Genomic DNA, 21,858 nt, shown 5'->3' with positions numbered 1-21,858 from the left:
GTTCGGCCCTACGGGAGTTGCGAAAGCATCTGTTCAGGCACAAAAAACTTCAGACAAAAAAAGGCCACTCATTGAGCGGCCTTCTTTTTTGTCGCGGGATCAGACGTCAGTAACGGGTGATCTTCGCTTTGCTTTGCAGCTGTGCGCGGTAAGCAGCGAAATCCTGCTGACCGGCACGCGAGGCGAGGAAGCGACGGTACTGGGCCTTCTCATCGGCTGTCGGTGCTGCGGCTTCGTTGACACCATTAAGGCGCACCACCACGAAGCTGCCATCAGCCAACGTCAGGCTGGTGTAGGACGGCTTGTCCTTGCCTTGAGGCTTGGGCATGCGGAACAACGCCTGCAGAACCACCGGATCGATGCCTTCCTGACTGCGGGTGACCGCTTCCAGGACTTTCCAGCTTTGACCGTTCTGCTTCGCAGCGAGAGCGATCTTGCCATCGCGCAGACCTGCAACCAGCTCGGCACCTTTGGTCTTGACCGCTTCGGTGGCGTGATTCTTGATCAGCTGCGCACGAATGCTGCTGGCAACGCTTTCAAGTGGCAGCTGCTCTGGCTGACGGTGTTCCTTCATCCGTACGACCACAACCGTTTCCGGATCAAGTTCCAGCGGAGCACTGTTGGAGCCTTCTTCAAGCACTTCCGGGCTGAACGCGGCCTGGATCACTGCACGGTTGGAGGTCAGGCCTTCACCGCCCTCACGACCAAATGGCGCAGTGGTTTGCACTTTCAGTTTCAGTTCTTGAGCTGGCTGCACCAGATCGGACGCTTCGAACGCCGAATCTTCAAGCTGCTTGGTCACGTCAACGAAACGCTGCTCGACCTGCTGGCTTTTCAATTCGTGGGTGAGCTTGTCTTTCAAGCTGGCGAAGCTCGGCACCGACGGTGCTTCAACGCCCAACAACTTGATCAAGTGCCAACCGTAGTCGCTGCGTACCGGACCCGAGACCTGATCTTTCTTCAGGTCATACAGCGCCTTTTCGAAAGCCGGATCATAGACACCCTTGCCCGCGTAACCCAGGTCACCGCCTTTGCTGGACGAACCCGGGTCCTGGGAAAACTCCTTGGCCAGGGCCGCGAAATCCTCACCTTTGGTCAAGCGCTGTTGAATCTCTTCAACCTTCGCTTTGGCCTGAGCTTCGTTCAGTTTGTCATTCACTTCGATCAGAATGTGCGCAGCACGACGCTGCTCGGCAAGGTTGCCGATTTCTTTCTGATAAGCCGCCTGCAAATCGGCGTCTTTGACTTCAACCTGATCAAAGAAAGAAGACTTCTTCAATTCGATGTAGTCGAGTACGACCTGCTCCGGGCTCATGAACTCTTTGGCGTGTTCGTCGTAATGCGCTTTGACTTCATCGTCGGTCACTTTCGCGGCCGCAGTGTCCGCTTTGAATGTCAGCGTGGCGAAATCGCGAGTCTGTTTTTCCAGACGAGCGAACGCATCAACCTGAGCATCGGTCACGAAAGCGCTACCTGCCAAACCGGCACGCAACTGACCAATGAGCATTTCCTGAGTCAGCATTTGGCGGAATTGCAAACGGCTGAAGCCCAGTTGACGAATCACCTGATCGAAACGGTCAGCGCTGAATTTGCCGTCTACCTGAAATTCAGGTGTCTGCAAAATCTGCTGATCCAGAGCCGCTTCGGAGAAAGCAAATTTCGAATCGGCTGCACCTTGCAGCAACAACTTGCGATCAACCAGCCCTTTCAAGGCTGCGTCGTGCAACATTTTGTCATCCAGCAGCGCAGGATCGAAATCCTTGCCCAACTGCTGAATAAGCTGACGGCGTTGCATATCGACCGCCTGACTCAGCTCGTTTGTCGTGATTTCTTCACCATTGACCTTGGCAGCATCCTGACTCGTGCTGGTGGCCCTGAAAATGGCGTCAAAACCGGTCAAGGCCATCAATGCCACGATGACCCCAATGATCGTCTTGGCAATCCAGCCTTGGGAATTGTCCCTGATATTTTGCAGCATGCGTCCCCCAGAACGGTTGTAAAGATTAACCAACCGCGGAGCGTGGGTGGAATCCGGATAGAAGAAAGGCGCATCCGAGGATGCGCCTTCTCGTAACTGGCGGAGCGGACGGGACTCGAACCCGCGACCCCCGGCGTGACAGGCCGGTATTCTAACCGACTGAACTACCGCTCCGCTGCCAGGACAAGAATGACCAGGTCCTGGATGGGCAAAGGCTTGAAAGAAACTTAGTTAACAGCTTCTTTCAGGGCTTTACCGGCTTTGAAACCTGGTTTTTTAGCTGCTGCGATTTCCAGCGTCTTGCCGGTCTGCGGGTTACGACCGATACGAGCAGGACGATCTGTTACGGAGAAAGTACCAAACCCTACCAATACCACAGAGTCGCCAGCCTTCAGAGCGCCAGTGACGGATTCGATTACTGCGTCCAGCGCACGGCCAGCAGCAGCTTTCGGGATATCAGCAGATGCAGCGATAGCATCAATCAGTTCCGACTTGTTCACTCTAAGTCCCCTTATATCTATTGAGTATGTTTCTAAGTTTTTTGGTGTAGACAAAAACGAGTGCTGAATGACGAACAGACACTTTAAGAGCCGCTTTATAACAAGGGCTCTAAAAAGCTGTCAAGGAAGGTCATTCAGGCTAATGCGTGCTGATTCTCTCCTTAGAGTCAGTCTCGCGCTTTTCGTCCTTCGCAACCATCTCCGGGGCCACATCCGGCAAGGGCTCCGGCGCGTATTGCAGCGCAATTTGCAGGACCTCGTCAATCCATTTAACCGGTTTAATCTGCAGGTCCCGTTTGATATTGTCCGGAATCTCTTTCAAGTCCCGTACGTTTTCTTCAGGAATGATCACCGTTTTGATTCCGCCACGGTGCGCCGCAAGCAGTTTTTCCTTCAAACCACCGATGGCCAGAACCTGCCCCCGCAGGGTGATTTCACCGGTCATTGCCACGTCAGCACGGACCGGGATCTGTGTTAGCGCTGAAACAAGGGCCGTGCACATACCTACGCCAGCGCTAGGGCCGTCTTTCGGGGTGGCTCCTTCTGGCATATGGATATGAACGTCACGCTTCTCATGGAAGTCCACGGGGATTCCCAGGCTTTTCGCACGACTGCGCACAACGGTCAGGGCAGCGGTGATGGATTCGACCATCACATCACCCAGCGAACCGGTCTTGATCAACTGGCCTTTGCCAGGCACCACGGCCGCTTCGATGGTCAACAATTCGCCGCCCACCGACGTCCACGCCAAGCCTGTCACCTGTCCGATTTGATCCTGTTGCTCGGCCAAACCGTAGCTGAATTTGCGCACACCCAGGAAATGCTCAAGCATTTCCGCAGTAACGCGGACCTGGAAGCGTTTTTCCAGCGAGTGTTCCTTCACCGCCTTGCGACAGATCTTGGCGATTTGCCGCTCCAGACTCCGCACACCCGCTTCACGGGTGTAGTAGCGGACGATGTCGCGAATTGCTTCCTCGTCTATCTCAACCTCGCCTTTTTTCAAGCCGTTGGCCTGAATCTGTTTTGGCGACAGGTATTTGATCGCGATGTTGATTTTTTCGTCTTCGGTATAGCCAGGCAGCCGGATGACTTCCATCCGGTCCAGCAATGCCGCAGGAATGTTCATCGAGTTCGCGGTGCACAGGAACATCACGTCGGAAAGGTCGTAATCGACTTCCAGGTAATGGTCGTTAAAGTTGTGGTTCTGCTCAGGGTCGAGCACTTCCAGCAATGCAGAGGCCGGATCGCCGCGCATATCACTGCCCATCTTGTCGATTTCGTCGAGCAAAAACAGCGGGTTGCGCACGCCCACTTTCGTCATCTTTTGTATCAATCTTCCCGGCATGGAACCGATATATGTCCGGCGATGACCACGAATTTCCGCTTCATCACGCACACCACCGAGGGCCATACGCACGAACTTGCGGTTAGTCGCATTGGCAATCGACTCTGCGAGAGACGTTTTACCCACACCCGGCGGACCTACCAGGCACAAAACCGGACCGCGAATTTTCTTCACGCGTTTTTGCACAGCGAGGTATTCAAGGATGCGTTCCTTGACCTCATCAAGACCATAGTGGTCGGCATCAAGAATGTCTTCAGCACGAACCAAGTCCAGACGCACCTTGCTCTGAGCCTTCCACGGCACTTGCACCAACCAGTCGATGTAGGTACGCACCACGGTCGCTTCAGCCGACATCGGCGACATCTGCTTGAGCTTGTTCAGCTCAGCCAGCGCTTTGGTCAAGGCGTCCTTAGGCAAGCCGGCAGCGTCAATGCGCTTTTTCAGCTCTTCGATTTCGTTGTGACCTTCGTCACTGTCACCCAGCTCTTTCTGAATGGCCTTCATCTGCTCATTCAGGTAGTACTCGCGCTGGCTGCGCTCCATCTGCTTTTTGACGCGGCCGCGAATGCGCTTCTCGACCTGCAACAGATCAATTTCGGCATCCAGCAAAGCCAATACGTGTTCTACCCGTGCAGGCAGGTCGACGATTTCGAGAACGGCCTGCTTCTGCTCGATTTTCAGCGCCATGTGCGCGGCCATGGTATCGACCAGGCGGCCCGGCTCATCAATGCTATTGAGAGATGACAAGACTTCAGCCGGGACTTTTTTGCCCAACTGCACATACTGCTCGAACTGGGCCAGCAAGCTGCGCACGAACACTTCAGATTCGCGATCAGGGGCATCGACCTCGTCAATCAAGGTCACTTCAGCGCGGCAATGGCCATCGACCTCAATGAAACGTTCGACAGCGCCACGCTGCTCGCCTTCGACCAACACCTTAACGGTGCCATCAGGCAACTTGAGCAGCTGCAACACGGTTGCAACGGTGCCGACGCTATAAAGAGCCTCTTCACCTGGATCGTCGTCTGCAGGGTTTCTTTGCGCGAGCAACAGAATCTGCTTATCCCCAGACATCGCGGCCTCGAGGGCTTCGATAGATTTCTCGCGCCCCACAAACAGCGGGATAACCATGTGCGGATAAACCACGACATCGCGCAATGGCAGGAGAGGCAATTCTATGGTTGTCTTCATGATTTCGCCTCTACGGCGGCCATAAGGCCGGAACATATGGAAGTTAGCTTGAGGTCAAGATGGGGGTAGCGTCTTAAAAAAACAAGCTCTGGCGCAGGAAAAGCAGAAGGGGCCCGAAGGCCCCTTCTTTATTACCTGTCAACGCAGCAGCTTCACTTACGCGTCTGGGGCAGCCTTGGCAACCGGCTCGCTGTTTTCGTAAATCAACAACGGCTTGGACGTGCCCTCGATGACGCTCTCATCGATCACCACCTTGCTCACCTCGGACTGCGAGGGGATCTCGTACATGGTGTCGAGCAGAACACCTTCGAGAATGGAACGCAGACCGCGAGCGCCTGTTTTGCGCTCAAGTGCGCGTTTGGCGATCGATTTCAGTGCATCAGCACGGAACTCGAGTTCCACACCTTCCATTTCGAACAGTTTTGCATACTGCTTGGTCAGCGCGTTTTTCGGCTCGGTGAGAATCTGCATCAAAGCAGCCTCATCCAATTCGTCCAACGTCGCCAGAACAGGTAGACGGCCAACAAACTCTGGAATCAGACCGAACTTGACCAGATCGTCAGGCTCAACCTCACGCAGCGATTCGCCAACCTTCTTGCCTTCGTCCTTGCTGCGTACTTCGGCATTGAAGCCGATGCCGCCGCGAGTGGAGCGGCTCTGAATAACCTTTTCGAGGCCCGAGAAAGCGCCACCGCAGATAAACAGGATGTTACGCGTGTCCACCTGCAGGAATTCCTGCTGTGGATGCTTGCGACCCCCTTGAGGAGGAACGGAAGCCACGGTGCCTTCAATCAGCTTCAGCAAGGCTTGCTGCACACCCTCGCCGGAAACATCGCGGGTAATCGAAGGGTTGTCGGATTTGCGCGAAATCTTGTCGATTTCATCGATGTAGACAATGCCCATCTGGGCTTTTTCTACGTCGTAGTCACATTTCTGCAACAGTTTCTGAATGATGTTTTCCACGTCCTCCCCCACATAACCAGCTTCGGTCAGGGTGGTGGCGTCCGCGATGGTGAACGGCACATTGAGCAAACGAGCCAATGTTTCAGCGAGCAGCGTCTTGCCGGAGCCGGTTGGGCCAATCAGCAGGATGTTGCTTTTACCGAGTTCAACATCATCATTCTTCTTGTCGCGCTGGTTCAGACGCTTGTAGTGGTTGTACACCGCTACTGCCAGAACCTTTTTTGCACGTTCTTGACCAATCACATACTGATCAAGGATGCCGCTGATTTCTTTAGGCGATGGTAATTTATGCGCGCTGCTTTCGGCCTGGGCTTCTTGCACCTCCTCTCGGATGATGTCGTTGCACAGGTCGACGCATTCGTCGCAGATAAAAACCGAGGGGCCGGCAATCAATTTGCGCACTTCATGCTGGCTTTTGCCACAGAAGGAGCAATAGAGCAATTTGCCGTTGTCCTCGCCGTTGCGGGTGTCAGTCATTCGATCGATCCAATCCGGTAGGCTTGCAACACAAGATGAAGGCTATTGCGGGCTTTTTCAAGTCCGCAGGTGGTCAGTTGTTCCAACCACCTACGATTGAGCTGCTTAGCGAGCCATTTGACGCTGAGTAAGAACCTGATCGATCAAACCGTATTCAGCAGCGCGCCCGGCGCCCATGAAGTTATCCCGATTGGTGTCTTGCTCGATGGTCTCAATCGTTTGCCCGGTGTGGTATGCGAGAATTTCATTCAAGCGAGCACGAATGGACAGGATTTCCTTGGCATGGATATCAATATCCGATGCCTGCCCCTGGAAGCCGCCCAGTGGCTGGTGAATCATCATTCGCGAGTTTGGCAGGCAGTAACGCTTTTTAGCGGCGCCGCCAGCCAGCAGGAAAGCACCCATGCTGCAGGCCTGACCGATGCAAATGGTCGACACGTCTGGCTTGATGAACTGCATGGTGTCGTAGATCGACATGCCCGCAGTCACCGAACCGCCTGGTGAGTTGATGTAGAGATGGATGTCCTTGTCCGGGTTTTCGGCTTCAAGGAACAACAGCTGCGCCGCAATCAGGTTGGCCATGTAGTCTTCTACTGGACCTACCAGAAAGATCACCCGCTCCTTGAGGAGGCGCGAGTAGATGTCATAGGCGCGTTCGCCACGGGCGGACTGCTCGATAACCATCGGGACCAGGCCGCCAGCGGCCTGGATGTCAGAGTTCTGCTGAATATAAGAATTGCGGGACATGTCTCGCATTCACTCCCAAATAGTCATTTCTTGAATACACATAAGCCAGCGCGAAGGCTGGCTTATGGGTGTTTTCGAACGAGAGAAAAAATCAGTCGGCGTGTGGAGCTTCTACCGGCTTGACTGCTTCTTCGTAAGAGACCGATTTGTCGGTCACGCTAGCTTTCTGCAAAACAGTATCCACAACTTGCTCTTCCAGCACAACCGAACGCACTTCGTTCAGTTGCTGGTCGTTCTTGTAGTACCAGGACACGACCTGCTCAGGCTCTTGGTAAGCCGATGCCATCTCTTGGATCATCTCGCGAACACGGGCATCATCAGGCTTGAGGTCGAACTGCTTGACCACTTCAGCAACGATCAGGCCCAGCTCTACACGGCGCTTGGCTTGTTCTTCGAACAGCTCGGCTGGCAGTTGATCCGGCTTGATGTTGCCGCCAAACTGCTGAACAGCCTGCACGCGCAGACGGTTCACTTCGTTTTCGAGCAGTGCTTTAGGCACCTCGATCGGGTTGGAGGCCAGCAAGCCGTCCATCACCTGATTCTTGACCTTGGACTTGATCGCCTGACGCAGCTCACGGTCCATGTTCTTGCGAACTTCGGTGCGGAAACCGTCGATACCCGTTTCCTTGATGCCGAACTGAGTGAAGAACTCTTCGTTCAGCTCAGGCAATTTAGGCTCGGAAACAGTGTTGACCGTCACGGTGAACTCGGCGGCCTTATTGGCCAGCTCCAGGTTCTGGTAGTTTTCCGGGAAGGTCAGGTTCAGAACACGCTCTTCGCCGGCTTTAGCGCCAACCAGACCGTCTTCGAAGCCAGGGATCATACGACCGGAACCCAGAACCAGCTGAGTACCTTTGGCAGAGCCACCAGCAAACACTTCGCCATCAACCTTGCCAACGAAATCGATGTTCAGTTGATCTTCGTTCTGAGCGGCACGCTCAGTGACTTCGAAACGAACATTTTGCTTGCGCAGGATTTCCAGCATTTTGTCCAGATCGGCGTCAGCCACGTCTGCACTCAGACGCTCGACAGCGATGGACTCGAAGCCTGCAACCGTGAATTCCGGGAATACTTCGAAAGTAGCCACGTATTCCAGGTCTTTACCTTTTTCAAAGGTTTTTGGCTCTACAGAAGGTGCGCCAGCTGGATTGAGCTTCTGCTCAACCACTGCTTCGTAAAACGTTGCCTGAATCAGATCGCCCAGCGCTTCCTGACGAGCGCCATCTTCATAACGCTGACGGATCACGCTCATAGGCACTTTGCCAGGACGGAAGCCTGGGATCTTAGCTTTACGGGCAGTCTGCTGCAGACGCTTGTTGACTTCAGTCTCGATGCGTTCGGCAGGCACGCCAATGGTCATGCGGCGCTCAAGAGCGGAAGTATTTTCAACAGAAACTTGCATGGATATTCCTCGTTGCACAGACGTTAGCCGGCCGTTTCCGACCCCAGAATCAAGGGCATGCATTCTAGTGGGTCAAACTCAAGAAGTCACCCCACTGAAAAGGGTAAGTAAGCAGCATGAAATCAAGCAGCCGGCAGGGGGGCGACGACGCCCATTGCGAACGATTGACGCAAGGCAGCAAGCGACGCGTCTGGCACACCCTATATAAGGAACCCCTGATGCGTCGCCAGCTCTCTGCATCAACCAAAAATCGCTGAACGCCAGAGAAAACAGGCGAAGCGAGTGGTCGCGCCGGGCGAAACTTTCAATATTCCGAAACAAAAAAAAGCCGCACTAGGCGGCTTTCTGTTGCTTTATGAATGCCGCGGGCATTTCACAAAGCTTGTATCTTGGTGCGGACGGAGAGACTCGAACTCTCACACCTTTCGGCGCTGGAACCTAAATCCAGTGTGTCTACCAATTCCACCACGTCCGCGCTTCAAGCCTTTAAAGCAAAGGCGCCGGATTTTTAAGTCAGGCGCCTTTCGAATATGGGGTGGACGAAGGGGATCGAACCCTCGACAACGGGAGTCACAATCCCGTGCTCTACCAACTGAGCTACGCCCACCATATAGCGTGTGACCGATGAAACATTACTTGTGCCAAAGTTGCCTAAATGGCGCACCCGGCAGGACTCGAACCTGCGACCATCCGCTTAGAAGGCGGATGCTCTATCCAACTGAGCTACGGGCGCTTATTTAATCTGTATTCATTAACCGATTACAAATTAAGAGCTTCAGTCACGCTGAGCCAATCTACAACTCTGCCCGACGTTCTTAACCAGTGCTAGGCTGTGCCCGACAAGTGCGACGAATCTTATAGACGAGCCCCGAGGTCGTCAACTCTTTTTCGAAAAAAATTCAGTTAGATAAAGGAGTTAGAGGAATATACAGACCAAGCGCCTTTGCCCTCGCGCCATGGCATGCGAGAATGCGCGCTCTTTTTCAATCCCTTTCGATGGTTAATCACGCGTCATGACAGCAAAACTAATCGACGGTAAAGCGATCGCAGCCGGCCTGCGCCAGCAGATCGCTAAACGTGTCACCGAGCGTCGCGAACAGGGCCTGCGTACACCGGGCCTCGCGGTGATTCTGGTTGGCAACGACCCCGCGTCCCAGGTTTATGTCTCGCACAAGCGTAAAGACTGTGAAGAAGTCGGCTTCAATTCCAAAGCCTATGACTTGCCTACCGACACCTCGCAGGATGAGCTGACCGACCTGATCGATCGCCTCAACGACGATCCAAATATCGACGGCATTCTGGTGCAACTGCCACTGCCCGCGCATCTGGATGCCTCAAAATTGCTGGAGCGCATTCGCCCGGACAAGGACGTGGACGGCTTCCATCCTTATAACGTCGGTCGGCTGGCGCAACGCATCCCCCTGCTGCGCCCCTGCACCCCCAAGGGCATCATGGCCTTGCTGGAAAGCACCGGTGTCGATCTTTACGGGATGGATGCCGTCATCGTTGGCGCCAGTAACATCGTCGGACGTCCGATGGCGATGGAGTTGTTGCTGGCCGGCTGTACGGTCACTGTCACGCACCGATTCACCCGCGACCTGCCAGGCCATATCGGCCGTGCTGATCTCGTGGTTGTCGCTGCCGGCAAGCCCGGCCTGGTCAAAGGCGAGTGGATCAAGGAAGGCGCGATCGTGATCGACGTCGGCATCAATCGTCAGGCAGACGGCAAGCTGGTCGGTGACGTGGTGTATGAAACCGCCCTGCCCCGCGCCGGCTGGATCACCCCGGTACCGGGCGGCGTTGGCCCGATGACCCGTGCCTGCCTACTGGAAAACACCTTGTACGCCGCGGAAACCCTGCACGTCTGAGTGCGCGGGATCAGGCATAAAAAACGGCACCCTCGGGTGCCGTTTTTTATGGTTCAACAATCAGTCCGCCAGACGCCAGGTCGTTCCACCCTTGCCGTCTTCCAACACCACCCCCATCGCGGTGAGTTGGTCGCGAATGCGATCCGATTCGGCCCAGTCCTTGTTGGCACGAGCGCTTAATCGGGCCTGGATCAGCGCTTCGACTTCAACCGCATCGACCCGACCCTCTGCGCCTGCACGCAAAAAGTCATCCGCCTCAAGCTGCAAAACACCCAACACACTGGCCAATTCTTTCAGACGTGCCGCCAAGCCCGCAGCTGCCGCCAGATCGGTGTCACGCAGACGGTTGATTTCGCGCACCATCTCGAACAGCACCGCGCAGGCTTCCGGCGCGCCAAAGTCGTCGTTCATCGCCGCGGAGAAACGTTCGACGAACGCTTCGCCACCGGCAGGCGCTACGGCAGGCAAGCCTTTAAGGGCGTGATAGAAACGTTCCAACGCGCCCTTGGACTCTTTCAGGCTGTCTTCGGAGTAGTTGATCGAGCTGCGGTAATGGCTGGACACCAACAGATAGCGCACCACTTCCGGCTGGTATTTCTCCAGCACGTCGCGAATGGTGAAGAAGTTGTTCAAGGACTTGGACATCTTCTCGCCATTGATGCGGATCATGCCGCAGTGCATCCAGGCGTTGGCGTACGGCTTGCCCGTGGCCGCCTCGCTCTGGGCGATTTCGTTTTCATGGTGCGGGAACTCGAGATCGTTGCCGCCGCCATGAATATCGAAGGTCTCGCCCAGGCAGCAAGTCGACATCACCGAACATTCAATGTGCCAGCCCGGACGCCCAGCGCCCCACGGTGAATCCCAGCTTGGCTCGCCCGGCTTGACGCCCTTCCATAGCACGAAGTCCAGCGGATCATCCTTGGACTCATCCACTTCGATCCGCGCACCGATGCGCAGGTCTTCGATTTTCTTGCGCGACAGCTTGCCGTAACCCACAAACTTGCCGACGCGGTAATACACGTCGCCGTTGCCCGGGGCGTACGCATAACCTTTGTCGATCAAGGTCTGGATCATGGCGTGCATGCCCGCGATATGATCGGTCGCGCGCGGCTCCATGTCCGGCGGCAGAATGTTCAGCCGCGCCTCGTCCTCGTGCATCGCATCGATCATGCGTGCGGTGAGCGCCTCGAATGACTCGCCGTTTTCACGCGCACGATTGATGATCTTGTCGTCGATATCGGTGATGTTGCGTACATAGGTCAAGTCATACCCGCTGAAGCGCAACCAGCGAGTGACCAGATCGAACGCAACCATGCTGCGGCCGTGCCCAAGGTGGCAGAAGTCATATACGGTCATGCCGCACACGTACATCCGCACCTTGTTGCCGTCCAGAGGTTTGAAGACTTCTTTGCTCTTGGTGAGCGTGTTGTAAATTGAGAGCACGATGATTCCTTAGCTCTGACCCCATGAGTCACGCAGCGTCACAGTACGGTTAAACACTGGCTGACCGGGTTTCGAGTCCTTGATGTCCGCGCAGAAATAACCTTCGCGCTCGAACTGGAAACGGTCTTCAGGCTGCGCTTGCGCCAATGACGGCTCAGCACGGCAACCCGTGAGCACTTGCAGGGAATCAGGGTTGATGTTGTCCAGGAAGCTGTCGCCGTCTTCCGCTTTGTCCGGGCTCGGCGAGCGGAACAGACGATCGTACAAACGTACTTCGCACTCGAGGCTTGCCGCTGCCGGCACCCAATGCACCACGCCTTTGACCTTGCGCCCTTCAGGGTTTTTACCCAGGGTTTCCGGATCGTACGAGCAACGCAGTTCGACGATGTTGCCGTCGGCGTCCTTGATCGCTTCGTCGGCGCGAATCACGTAACTGCCACGCAGGCGCACTTCGCCGTTGGGCTCGAGACGCTTGTAGCCTTTTGGCGGCTCTTCCATGAAGTCATCACGGTCGATGTAGATTTCGCGCGCAAACGGCAGTTCACGTACACCCATGTCTTCTTTCGGGTGACGCGCCAACTCGAGCTTCTCGACCTGGCCTTCCGGGTAGTTTGTGATCACGACTTTCAGCGGACGCAGCACGCACATGGCACGTGGTGCGCTGTGGTCGAGGTCATCACGGATGCTGAATTCGAGCATGGCGAAATCGACAACGCCATCGGAACGGTTGGTGCCGACCATCTCGCAGAAGTTACGGATCGAGCCCGCAGTGTAGCCGCGACGACGGAACCCCGACAAAGTCGACATGCGCGGGTCATCCCAGCCATGCACATGCTTCTCGTCGACCAGTTGCTTGAGCTTGCGCTTGCTGGTGACGGTGTAGCTCAGGTTGAGACGCGAGAACTCGTACTGACGCGGATGGCTCGGCACTGGAAGGTTGTCCAGGAACCAGTCGTACAGCGGGCGATGGCCTTCGAATTCAAGGGTGCAGATCGAGTGGGTAATGCCTTCGATGGCGTCCGACTGACCGTGGGTGAAGTCATAGTTCGGGTAGATGCACCACTTATCGCCGGTCTGATGGTGATGCGCATGGCGAATGCGGTACAGGATCGGGTCGCGCAGGTTCATGTTCGGCGAAGCCATGTCGATCTTGGCCCGCAGTACACGCTCACCGTCTTTGAACTCGCCAGCCTTCATCCGGGCGAACAGGTCCAGGTTTTCCTCGACGCTACGCTCACGGAACGGGCTGTTCTTGCCAGGCTCGATCAAGTTACCGCGGTATTCCTTGGACTGCTCGGGGCTCAGGTCGCAGACGAACGCCTTGCCAGCCTTGATCAGTATGATGGCCCACTCATGCAATTGATCGAAGTATTGCGAGGCATAACGCACTTCGCCGGCCCACTCGAAACCCAGCCACTTCACATCGCTTTCGATGGCGTCGATGTATTCCTGGTCTTCCTTGGCCGGGTTGGTGTCATCGAAACGCAGGTGCGTTACGCCACCGAACTCCTGAGCCAGACCGAAGTTCACGCAGATCGCCTTGGCGTGGCCGATGTGCAGGTAACCGTTGGGCTCAGGCGGGAAACGGGTCACGATCTGGGTGTGCTTGCCAGAGTCCAGGTCTGCCTGCACGATTGCGCGCAGGAAATTGGTCGGGACAGCAGGACCTGCCTTGGAATTCGCAGTGGAGTCAGTGGGCTTGCTCATAGGATCCTTGAACGTACAAGTGCGCGGCCAGGGTAGGCCGACTAAATCAAAGCGCTTATCATAGCCGAAGCTGTCAAGGTGTTGCGACCAGCGCGCGCGCCTTCCACGAATTCAAAACGAGTGATTTTTAAAATGTCCAAAGTCAAACTGAGCACGAACCACGGCGACATCGTCCTGCAACTGAACGCCGATAAAGCGCCGGAAACCGTAGCCAACTTTGTGCAGTACGTTAAAGAAGGCCATTACGACAACACTATATTCCATCGTGTGATCAGCAATTTCATGATCCAGGGCGGCGGTTTCGAGCCGGGCATGGCACAAAAGAAAACCCGCGCCACGATCAAAAACGAAGCCAACAACGGCCTTTCCAACCGAAAAGGCACCGTGGCCATGGCCCGCACCATGGAGCCGCATTCGGCGTCCTCGCAGTTCTTCATCAACGTGGGCGACAACGATTTCCTTGACCACACTGCACCGACCGTTCAAGGCTGGGGCTACACCGTCTTTGGTGAAGTGGTAGAGGGTATGGACACGGTCGAGAAGATCAAAGGCGTGGCGACCACCATGAAAGCCGGTCATCAGGACGTGCCCGCCGAAGACGTGATCATCGTGAAAGCCGAGATCATTGAGTGATATTGCTGATCTCTGATCTGCACCTGGAAGAGCAGCGGCCGGACATCACCCGGGCGTTTCTGGAATTACTCGACGGCCGGGCCCGCACGGCCGAGTCGCTGTACATCCTCGGGGACTTTTTCGAGGCATGGATCGGCGATGACGCCATGTCGCCGTTCCAACTGTCTATCTGCCAAGCCCTGCGCGCACTGAGCGACAGCGGCACGCTGGTGTTCCTGATGCACGGCAATCGCGACTTCATGATCGGTAAGGCGTTCTGCAAGGCGGCGGGTTGCACCTTGTTGAAGGACCCAAGCGTGGTCCAGCTCAATGGCGAGCCTGTGCTGCTGATGCATGGTGACAGCCTCTGTACCCGCGACGAAGCCTACATGCGCATGCGCCGTTACCTGCGCAACCCGCTGACCTTATGGGTTTTGCGTCATTTGCCCTTGGGCACGCGGCACAAACTGGCGCGCAAACTGCGCAGCGAAAGTCGCGCACAGACCCGCATGAAAGCCAACGACATCGTCGACGTTACGCCCGAGGAAATCCCACGGATCATGGCGCAATACGGTGTGCGCACGCTGATCCACGGTCACACCCATCGTCCGGCGATCCATAAACTGCTGATCGGCAACGATGCGGCGAAGCGGATTGTCCTGGGGGATTGGGATCGTCAGGGCTGGGCGTTGCAGGTGGATGAACAGGGGTTTCAGTTGGCGGCGTTTGATTTTGTGCCGGTACCGGCGCTGACTCACTGACACCATCGCGGCGGGACGCGTAGTTGCCAGCCCGCCACCATGAATTTTCGGAGAACCACAGACCTGCTTCTGGTGACCCTCAATGCCCCGCCGGCGGTCCCGCCTTCGCCGTAAACGGTGGTTTGGCCATCCACACCAGCACGATCAAGCCCATAAAAGCCCAGCCCAGCATGTGGAAGTAGTCGACGGTCGACATCATGTACGCCTGACTGTTGAGCATCCCCTCGAGTTGCGCGTAGGCCTGACTGCCCGCCCCGCCCAGATTGTTCAGCGCGTCGCGGGTCGCGGGCTCATAGGTGCTGATGTTTTCGCTCAAATAGGCATGGTGCTGATTCGCCCGCCGAATCCAGATCCAGGTGGTGAGCGATGCGGCAAAACTCCCTCCCAGGTTCCGCAGAAACGTCGCCAGCCCCGAGCCATCGGCGATCTGGTCAGGCGGCAAGTCAGACAGCAAGATGGTCAACGTCGGCATAAAAAACAACGCCACGCCAGCCCCCATAAAGAGCTGCACCAGTGCGATATGCTCAAAATCAACCTGATTGGTGAAATCGGCGCGCATGAAGCAGCTCAGCCCTATCGCAAAAAACGCCAGCCCGGCGAGCAGCCGCAGGTCGAATTTGTGCGCGTATTTTCCGACAAAGGGCGACATCAACACCGGCAGAATACCAATGGGCGCCACCGCCAGCCCGGCATAGGTCGGGGTATAGCCCATCTGTGTCTGCAGCCATTGCGGCAGTAGCAGGTTGATGCCGAAGAATCCGGCATAGCCCCCCACCAGGGTGATGGTACCGATGCGGAAGTTGCGAAAGGCGAACAGACGCAAATTGACGATGGGGTGCCGGTCGGTCATTTCCCATATGATGAAAATCGCCAGGAAGACCACTGAAATGACGGTGCCTATCACGATGAAGCTGGACGCGAACCAGTCCAGGTCATTGCCCTTGTCGAGCACGATTTGCAACGCACCCACACCCACAATCAATGTCAGCAGACCGATGTAATCCATGGGCTGGCGACTGGTAACCACCGGCCGCGTGCGCATTTGTGTGCGCACAACGAACGCAGCGAACAGACCGATTGGAATGTTGATGAAGAAAATCCATGGCCAGCTGTAGCTGTCGGTGATCCATCCACCAAGGATCGGCCCGGCAATGGGCGCCACCACCGTGACCATCGCCAGCAATGCCAGCGCCATCCCCCTTTTTGCCGGGGGATAAACCGCAATCAGGAGTGTTTGGGTCATGGGGTACAGCGGGCCGGCGACCACACCTTGCAGCACGCGAAAGCCCACCAGTTCTGGCATCGACCGGGAAATCCCGCATAAAAACGACGCCATCACGAACAGCACAGTGGCCCAGATAAACAGTTTTACCTCACCCACCCGGCGGCTGAGCCAACCGGTCAGCGGCAAGGCGATCGCGTTACTGACCGCAAACGAGGTGATGACCCACGTGCCCTGCTCCGAACTCACCCCCAGGTTGCCGGAAATAGTCGGCAGAGCGACGTTGGCGATGGTGGTGTCGAGCACCTGCATAAAGGTCGCCAGCGACAGGCCGATGGTGCACATCAACAAACTTGGCGGCGTAAAAGAAGCCGGGGCGGTCGAGCTCATCGCGAATCCTTTAACACTTGAACGTCGCTCCAGCCACAGGGCCGGAGCGGACGGATTGGCGAATCAGCGCTGAACCGTTCTGCTGTTGTTGGCGCTGTTATCGTGGATCAAACGCGTGATCAGGGCGTCGGCGTCGGCCAGTTGTTCTTCGTAGATATGGGTACTGAACGAGGCCTTCTGCGGCGGTTGCTGTGCCAGTACCGGGCCGCTCTGATCGTGCAGGTTGACGTTGGCCACGGTCGACAGGCCAATACGCAACGGATGCTCTTTCAACTGCTCGGCGTTGATGTGAATCCGCACCGGCACGCGCTGCACGATCTTGATCCAGTTACCGGTGGCGTTCTGCGCCGGCAGCAAGGCAAACGCGCCACCCGTGCCGGCACCCAGGCTGTCAACCGTGCCGCTGAACTTCACGTCACTGCCGTACAGGTCAGATTCAATGTCCACCGACTGACCGATGCGCATTTTGCCCAGCTGGGTTTCTTTGAAGTTGGCATCGATCCACAGCTGATCCAGAGGAATCACTGCCATCAACGCGGTGCCGGGTTGAACCCGCTGGCCCAACTGCACGGTACGCTTGGCTACGTAGCCGGTGACCGGGGCAATCAAGGTGCTGCGGGCGTTACCCAAGTAAGCCTGACGCAACTGCGCGGCAGCTGCTTTCACATCCGGGTGCGAGGACACCACCGTGTCGTCCACCAGCGCGGAGCTGGTAGCCAATTGCTGCTGGACGTTGTTCAACGCATTTTGCGCGGTCGTCAGGTCGTCGCGAGCATGGGACAACTCTTCCAGAGAGATCGCCCCGCCTGCGGCAAGATTCTTGCGGCGGTTGTAGTTGTCCTGGGCTTTCTGCACCTCGGCCCGTTGCGCGGCCAATTGGGCCCTCATCCCGTCGACATTGCTGTACAGCCCGCGCACCTGGCGCACCGTCTTGCCTAGATTGGCTTCGGCGCTTTGCAGGCTGACTTCGGCATCGCTCGGGTCGAACTGGATAAGCACCTGGCCCTCTCGAACCAGATCGCCATCGTCGGCGCCGATGCTCACCACCGTCCCGGTGACCAGCGGGGTAATGACCACCACGTTGCCGTTTACGTAGGCGTCATCAGTGCTTTCGTTCCAGCGCCCGTAGATTTCATACCAGCCCCAGATACCGAGACCGCCGAGGATCACCAGCATCAGGACCACCAGCAGCCAGATCTTGCGCTTGCGCGGGTTCTGGTTCTGAGCTGCGTTCTGAGCTTTTTGGTCGTGTACAGACGTCTTTTCGGTAGCGGCAGTAGCCATGACGATTACCTTGAGTTATTCAGTCAGCGAAGCGGTTGATGGGGTGTTCAGGCCTTGGCTTTCACCTTGAAAGCCTCCGCCCAGTGCCTGCATCAACTGGATCGACAAATCGATTCGTTCTGCGTTGAGATCCGCCAGTTGGCGTTGTGACTGGAGCAATTGCTGTTCAATGCTCAGCACATCGAGGTAGTTGCCTATCCCCGAGCCAAATCGCTGGACCACCGTGTTGTAGGAGTCTTGAGCGATGTCGGTGGCGCGCTGTTTGGCGTCGATCTGACCACCGATGGCACGCAGTTGAGAGAGCGTGTCGCTGACATCACCCAACGCCCGAACCAGGCTTTTGTTGTACTGCGCGACGGCCAGGTCGTAATCGGCATCGCGAGCATCGAGATCGGCGCGCAGGCGTCCGCCATCGAACAACGGCAAGGACACGGCAGGCGCGATATTGAAGAAACGGCTGGCCGAACCGAACAGCGCGTCACCCAGCAAAGACTCGGTGCCTGCGGCAGCACTCAGGTTCAGGTTTGGGTAAAAGCGGGTTTTGCCAGCGACAATACTTTTGCTCGCGGCTTCTACCCGCCAACGCGCGGCCACCAGATCGGGACGACGCCCGAGCAGCTCAGCCGGCAGCGCCGACGGCAAGGCAACTGCACTGGGCTGTAGAACCTTAGGACGGGCGATCTCTTCACCCCGGTCCGGCCCTTTGCCCAGCAACACCGCCAAGGCTATTTTCGCGCTACGCAGACGTTTTGCGGCATTGATCAGTTGTTCTTCAGAACTGGCTTCGAGACTTTGGGTCTGCTGGAACTGATAGCGACTGTCGATCCCGGACTTCAGACGACGGTCACCCAGTTCAAGCATTTGTTGGGTGCGTTTCAAGTCGTCAGCCGCCAGATCATGAACCACATGGGCCTGACCAAGGTCGCTGTAGGCGCGGGCAACGTCGGCCGCGAGGGTCAGTTGCGCGGCTTGCTGATCGACTTCGGCGGCACGTGCCTGGCCAAGTGCAGCTTCCCACGTGGCGCGTTGGCCGCCCCACAGGTCGAAGGTGTAATTGAAATTCACACCCAGATTACGCACGGTAGAGTAGGTACCACCCTCGCCTGTCGGGCTCTGATCGCGAGCCAGACGTGAACGACTGATACCCCCCTCGGCATCAACGGTCGGCATCCGTGCAGCGTCGGTGGCATACGCCGCGGCACTGGCCTGATGCGCCCGGGCACTGGCAACTTGCATGTCTGGGCTGTCGCGCAATGCTTCACTGATCAGACCATCGAGTTGCGGGTCACCGAGGCTTTTCCACCAATCGCTTTTCGGCCAGACGGCGGGCGACAACGTCACGCCATCGAGCGTCTGCGCGGCCTGGAGGTTTTTCGCATCCAGGCGTGTGCCTTCGGGGCCAAGACCACGGTAACTGGCGCACCCGGCCAGGCTCATGGCGAGAAACACCAGACTCACTGAGGTCCGCAGAGTCAGGTTACTCATTTCCCACCTGTCGCTTTAACGCCTAGACGGGCAATAGTGATCTGATCATCGGCCGCCACCAGCACCTTGGTCAGTATCTGCTCAAGGCTCTGCAATTCGGCCGGTTCGAGCGCACCCAACAGGTCGTTCATGGCCTCGGCACCGATCTGCGGAAGGCGGTCCGAAAGCGTTTTCCCCTCTTCGGTCAACGCCAGATGTACCTGGCGCCGATCAGTGTCCGAGCGGGTGCGGGTGATCAGTTCTTTTTGTTCAAGGCGGTCCAGCATGCGAGTCATTGAGCCACTGTCGAGGGACAGGTGACGGCACAGGTCGGCCGGGGTGTCGGCAGAAAACTGGGCAATGATAACCAACACTTTAAACTGCGATGCGGTCACACCGTACGGCACCAGATGCGTGTCCAGCAGGCGATCTTTGAGCGCGTTCATGCGCCCGATCAACAGACCCATGAGACCGGAGTTGAAGTTGTCAGACGTGAAATGCTTCATCGAACCACCAAAAAGCTGCCTAGGCAGAGAGCTGGCGAAATACTACTGCCTAGGCAGCGAATGTCAATGCATTAATTAGCAAGCTTGCTAGTTGGACGGACAACAGCCGTTTTTATAACCCTATCGAACAACAGATGGACCTGGACACCCGCAGCGCATCCATCGGCAAAGTCGTGGCCGTCAAAAGCCGCGAAAGCGCGCCGCGGGCCTATTCACACAGAACGTTGTGCGACTGCAGGCTGAGGAGCTTTAATCTCGGGGCTGAGGGCTCGGAATACCACTGTGAAAGCGGAACTCGACATCGGGACTGTCGATGAGGCTGGCTTCGAGTACCCTGACTTTTTCGACGGTCCGCTCAACGTCAGCAGCTTCACCGTATTGATAGGCCAGCTTGAGGTAACCCTGGAAATGCCGGGCTTCACTTTTCAGCAACCCATCATAGAAGCGGCCCAGCTCTTCATCCAGATACGGCACCAGGGCTTCGAAACGCTCACAGCTTCGGGCTTCGATAAACGCACCCACCACCAGCGTATCGACCAGTTTGACGGGCTCATGGGTCCGCACCGCTGCTCTCAGCCCAGAGGCATAACGACTGGCTGACAATGCGCGCCATTCGATTTTGCGCTTTTTCATCAGCCGCAAGACCTGTTCATGGTGCACCAACTCCTCACGGGCGAGGCGCGACATCATCATGACCAAGTCAGGATACGAACCGTATTTGGCGATCATGCTCATGGCAGTGCTGGCGGCCTTGAATTCACAGTTCTTGTGATCGAGGAGCATCTTTTCCTGATTGGCCAACGCCGCCTCAATCCAGCCCGCGGGGGTCCTGCACCCTAGAAACTCATGGATTTCAGGCAGCACGGGCGCCCTCGAAACCTTGGTTACAGGATGTGAAGCGTCGATTTCAGGGTTCAGTTGCATAGGCTCACAGCACGGCTGGGTGGGCAAAACGCAGCATTATACGAGGGCAGAGCGAATGAACCAGCGCCTTGCAGCAGATTTGACCTGATCTGGATCAACAACCCAGTCAGCGGACTGCAACTATAGTTGTAGCTAAACAGCCGCCGTGAAAATAGTCAGTCGCATCTAGGGAGATCCAACTCATGCAAGCCGTTCGCAGCATCCTCGTGATAATCGAGCCTCAACATGCCGAAAGCCTGGCCCTTAAACGCGCCAAACTGATCGCAGGGGTGACTGGCGCACATCTGCATTTGCTGGTCTGCGACAAAAAACATGATCACTCGGCCCTGCTCAGCGTTCTCACGACCGGGTTGATCAGCGAAGGCTTCAGCGTTACCGCCGAGCAAGAGTGGAACGAGACGCTGCATCAAACCATCATTGATGCTCAGCTGGAAAAAGGGTGTGGCCTGGTCATCAAGCAGCACTTCCCCGATAACCCGCTGAAAAAAGCGTTGCTGACTCCCGATGACTGGAAATTGCTGCGGCTATGCCCAAGCCCGGTGCTGATGGTCAAAACCTCGACGCCGTGGACTGGCGGGGTGGTTCTGGCGGCGGTTGATGTCGGTAATTCTGACGGTGAGCACCGTGCCCTGCACTTCAACATCGTTGATCACGGCTTCCAGATTGCCGCGCTGGCCAAGGCGCAATTGCATGTCATCACCGCGCACCCTTCACCCATGCTGTCAGCCGCCGATCCGGTGTTTCAGCTCAAAGAAAGCATCGAAGCGCGCTACCGGGATCAATGCCGGGCGTTTCAGGCCGAGTTCGATGTCGATGACGCCCACCTGCACATCGCCGAAGGCCCGGCCGACGTGCTGATCCCTTATACCGCGCGCAAACTCAACGCGGTCGTCACCGTGATCGGCACTGTGGCGCGCACGGGTATTTCCGGCGCACTGATCGGCAACACCGCCGAAGTGGTGCTCGATTCACTGGAAACCGATGTGTTAGTGCTGAAAACCGAAGAAATCATTGCTCATCTGGAAGAGCTGGCGGCCAAGGGCTGATAGCGTTTGTGCCCGTTACATCGCCTTC

General features: G+C 56.6%; 17 protein-coding genes and 4 tRNA genes. 4 read left to right on the top strand and 17 right to left on the bottom strand.

The window, feature by feature from the left end:
* Nucleotides 1–106 precede the first annotated feature (106 nt).
* The 10 genes from RHM55_RS21795 to RHM55_RS21750 all read right to left on the bottom strand — a co-directional run bounded on the left by RHM55_RS21795 (nucleotide 107) and on the right by RHM55_RS21750 (nucleotide 9,336).
* Nucleotides 107–1,978, bottom strand: a complete 1,872-nt coding sequence (locus RHM55_RS21795) for a SurA N-terminal domain-containing protein (protein ID WP_322178275.1) — start codon at nucleotides 1,976–1,978, stop codon at nucleotides 107–109.
* Between the two features lie 97 nt (nucleotides 1,979–2,075).
* Nucleotides 2,076–2,152: transfer RNA gene (locus tag RHM55_RS21790), tRNA-Asp, on the bottom strand.
* 53 nt (nucleotides 2,153–2,205) lie between these two features.
* Nucleotides 2,206–2,478: an HU family DNA-binding protein gene (locus tag RHM55_RS21785; RefSeq protein ID WP_002552737.1), complete on the bottom strand. Its 273-nt coding sequence runs from the start codon at nucleotides 2,476–2,478 to the stop codon at nucleotides 2,206–2,208.
* 139 nt (nucleotides 2,479–2,617) lie between these two features.
* Complete coding sequence (gene lon / locus RHM55_RS21780; RefSeq protein ID WP_322178274.1) at nucleotides 2,618–5,014, bottom strand: endopeptidase La; 2,397 nt, start codon at nucleotides 5,012–5,014, stop codon at nucleotides 2,618–2,620.
* Nucleotides 5,015–5,170: 156 nt separating this feature from the next.
* On the bottom strand, nucleotides 5,171–6,454 hold the full coding sequence (gene clpX, locus RHM55_RS21775) for an ATP-dependent Clp protease ATP-binding subunit ClpX (protein WP_322178273.1): 1,284 nt from the start codon (nucleotides 6,452–6,454) through the stop codon (nucleotides 5,171–5,173).
* Nucleotides 6,455–6,559: 105 nt separating this feature from the next.
* Complete coding sequence (gene clpP, locus RHM55_RS21770) at nucleotides 6,560–7,201, bottom strand: ATP-dependent Clp endopeptidase proteolytic subunit ClpP (protein WP_322178272.1); 642 nt, start codon at nucleotides 7,199–7,201, stop codon at nucleotides 6,560–6,562.
* Nucleotides 7,202–7,292: 91 nt separating this feature from the next.
* On the bottom strand, nucleotides 7,293–8,603 hold the full coding sequence (tig, locus tag RHM55_RS21765; protein ID WP_322178271.1) for a trigger factor: 1,311 nt from the start codon (nucleotides 8,601–8,603) through the stop codon (nucleotides 7,293–7,295).
* A gap of 390 nt (nucleotides 8,604–8,993) precedes the next feature.
* A tRNA-Leu gene (locus RHM55_RS21760) sits at nucleotides 8,994–9,078 on the bottom strand.
* A gap of 56 nt (nucleotides 9,079–9,134) precedes the next feature.
* A tRNA-His gene (locus RHM55_RS21755) sits at nucleotides 9,135–9,210 on the bottom strand.
* Nucleotides 9,211–9,259: 49 nt separating this feature from the next.
* A tRNA-Arg gene (locus RHM55_RS21750) sits at nucleotides 9,260–9,336 on the bottom strand.
* Between the two features lie 280 nt (nucleotides 9,337–9,616).
* Between RHM55_RS21750 and folD the strand changes: the two genes are divergently transcribed.
* A complete protein-coding gene (gene folD / locus RHM55_RS21745) occupies nucleotides 9,617–10,471 on the top strand; it encodes a bifunctional methylenetetrahydrofolate dehydrogenase/methenyltetrahydrofolate cyclohydrolase FolD (protein ID WP_322178270.1) in 855 nt (284 codons plus the stop codon).
* A 60-nt stretch (nucleotides 10,472–10,531) separates the two neighbouring features.
* Here folD and cysS read toward each other — a convergent pair whose 3' ends face one another.
* Together cysS and RHM55_RS21735 are read right to left on the bottom strand one after the other, a co-directional pair.
* A complete protein-coding gene (gene cysS, locus RHM55_RS21740) occupies nucleotides 10,532–11,914 on the bottom strand; it encodes a cysteine--tRNA ligase (protein WP_322178269.1) in 1,383 nt (460 codons plus the stop codon).
* A gap of 9 nt (nucleotides 11,915–11,923) precedes the next feature.
* Complete coding sequence (locus RHM55_RS21735; RefSeq protein ID WP_322178268.1) at nucleotides 11,924–13,621, bottom strand: glutamine--tRNA ligase/YqeY domain fusion protein; 1,698 nt, start codon at nucleotides 13,619–13,621, stop codon at nucleotides 11,924–11,926.
* Nucleotides 13,622–13,753: 132 nt separating this feature from the next.
* On the opposite strand from RHM55_RS21735, the gene RHM55_RS21730 reads away from it, so the two are divergent.
* Nucleotides 13,754–14,254, top strand: a complete 501-nt coding sequence (locus tag RHM55_RS21730; RefSeq protein ID WP_322178267.1) for a peptidylprolyl isomerase — start codon at nucleotides 13,754–13,756, stop codon at nucleotides 14,252–14,254.
* Nucleotides 14,251–14,994, top strand: a complete 744-nt coding sequence (gene lpxH / locus RHM55_RS21725) for a UDP-2,3-diacylglucosamine diphosphatase (protein WP_322178266.1) — start codon at nucleotides 14,251–14,253, stop codon at nucleotides 14,992–14,994. Before RHM55_RS21730 ends, lpxH begins: the two co-directional genes overlap by 4 nt.
* Nucleotides 14,995–15,073: 79 nt before the next feature.
* Here the strand turns inward: lpxH and RHM55_RS21720 are convergent, their stop codons facing one another.
* The 5 genes from RHM55_RS21720 to RHM55_RS21700 all read right to left on the bottom strand — a co-directional run bounded on the left by RHM55_RS21720 (nucleotide 15,074) and on the right by RHM55_RS21700 (nucleotide 20,724).
* Nucleotides 15,074–16,606: a DHA2 family efflux MFS transporter permease subunit gene (locus RHM55_RS21720; RefSeq protein ID WP_322178265.1), complete on the bottom strand. Its 1,533-nt coding sequence runs from the start codon at nucleotides 16,604–16,606 to the stop codon at nucleotides 15,074–15,076.
* Nucleotides 16,607–16,669: 63 nt separating this feature from the next.
* A complete protein-coding gene (locus RHM55_RS21715) occupies nucleotides 16,670–17,890 on the bottom strand; it encodes an HlyD family efflux transporter periplasmic adaptor subunit (RefSeq protein WP_322178264.1) in 1,221 nt (406 codons plus the stop codon).
* A gap of 15 nt (nucleotides 17,891–17,905) precedes the next feature.
* The gene (locus RHM55_RS21710) at nucleotides 17,906–19,375 is read right to left on the bottom strand and encodes an efflux transporter outer membrane subunit (protein WP_322178263.1); all 1,470 of its coding nucleotides are present in this window, start codon (nucleotides 19,373–19,375) and stop codon (nucleotides 17,906–17,908) included.
* Nucleotides 19,372–19,860, bottom strand: coding sequence for a MarR family transcriptional regulator (locus tag RHM55_RS21705; protein ID WP_322178262.1), 489 nt, complete (start codon nucleotides 19,858–19,860; stop codon nucleotides 19,372–19,374). Before RHM55_RS21705 ends, RHM55_RS21710 begins: the two co-directional genes overlap by 4 nt.
* A 249-nt stretch (nucleotides 19,861–20,109) precedes the next feature.
* Nucleotides 20,110–20,724: a tRNA-(ms[2]io[6]A)-hydroxylase gene (locus RHM55_RS21700; protein ID WP_407074573.1), complete on the bottom strand. Its 615-nt coding sequence runs from the start codon at nucleotides 20,722–20,724 to the stop codon at nucleotides 20,110–20,112.
* Between the two features lie 242 nt (nucleotides 20,725–20,966).
* On the opposite strand from RHM55_RS21700, the gene RHM55_RS21695 reads away from it, so the two are divergent.
* Nucleotides 20,967–21,830 carry a universal stress protein gene (locus RHM55_RS21695; RefSeq protein WP_322178260.1) on the top strand — a complete coding sequence of 288 codons (864 nt, stop codon included), beginning with the start codon at nucleotides 20,967–20,969 and terminating at the stop codon, nucleotides 21,828–21,830.
* Nucleotides 21,831–21,858 lie beyond the last annotated feature (28 nt).

The organism is Pseudomonas sp. MH9.2 (assembly GCF_034353875.1).
GTDB lineage: Bacteria > Pseudomonadota > Gammaproteobacteria > Pseudomonadales > Pseudomonadaceae > Aquipseudomonas.
The sequence above is the reverse complement of the archived record's forward strand: the minus strand, read 5'-3'. Positions and strand labels throughout refer to the sequence as shown.

What these genes read in the sequence shown, in the direction of transcription:
- RHM55_RS21710 (WP_322178263.1), bottom strand. Translation starts at nt 19,375, where the DNA reads ATGAGTAACCTGACTCTGCGGACCTCAGTGAGTCTGGTGTTTCTCGCC.
- RHM55_RS21720 (WP_322178265.1), bottom strand. Translation starts at nt 16,606, where the DNA reads ATGAGCTCGACCGCCCCGGCTTCTTTTACGCCGCCAAGTTTGTTGATG.
- RHM55_RS21735 (WP_322178268.1), bottom strand. Translation starts at nt 13,621, where the DNA reads ATGAGCAAGCCCACTGACTCCACTGCGAATTCCAAGGCAGGTCCTGCT.
- RHM55_RS21715 (WP_322178264.1), bottom strand. Translation starts at nt 17,890, where the DNA reads ATGGCTACTGCCGCTACCGAAAAGACGTCTGTACACGACCAAAAAGCT.
- RHM55_RS21705 (WP_322178262.1), bottom strand. Translation starts at nt 19,860, where the DNA reads ATGAAGCATTTCACGTCTGACAACTTCAACTCCGGTCTCATGGGTCTG.
- clpX (WP_322178273.1), bottom strand. Translation starts at nt 6,454, where the DNA reads ATGACTGACACCCGCAACGGCGAGGACAACGGCAAATTGCTCTATTGC.
- RHM55_RS21695 (WP_322178260.1), top strand. Translation starts at nt 20,967, where the DNA reads ATGCAAGCCGTTCGCAGCATCCTCGTGATAATCGAGCCTCAACATGCC.
- RHM55_RS21730 (WP_322178267.1), top strand. Translation starts at nt 13,754, where the DNA reads ATGTCCAAAGTCAAACTGAGCACGAACCACGGCGACATCGTCCTGCAA.
- clpP (WP_322178272.1), bottom strand. Translation starts at nt 7,201, where the DNA reads ATGTCCCGCAATTCTTATATTCAGCAGAACTCTGACATCCAGGCCGCT.
- folD (WP_322178270.1), top strand. Translation starts at nt 9,617, where the DNA reads ATGACAGCAAAACTAATCGACGGTAAAGCGATCGCAGCCGGCCTGCGC.
- RHM55_RS21795 (WP_322178275.1), bottom strand. Translation starts at nt 1,978, where the DNA reads ATGCTGCAAAATATCAGGGACAATTCCCAAGGCTGGATTGCCAAGACG.
- lon (WP_322178274.1), bottom strand. Translation starts at nt 5,014, where the DNA reads ATGAAGACAACCATAGAATTGCCTCTCCTGCCATTGCGCGATGTCGTG.
- tig (WP_322178271.1), bottom strand. Translation starts at nt 8,603, where the DNA reads ATGCAAGTTTCTGTTGAAAATACTTCCGCTCTTGAGCGCCGCATGACC.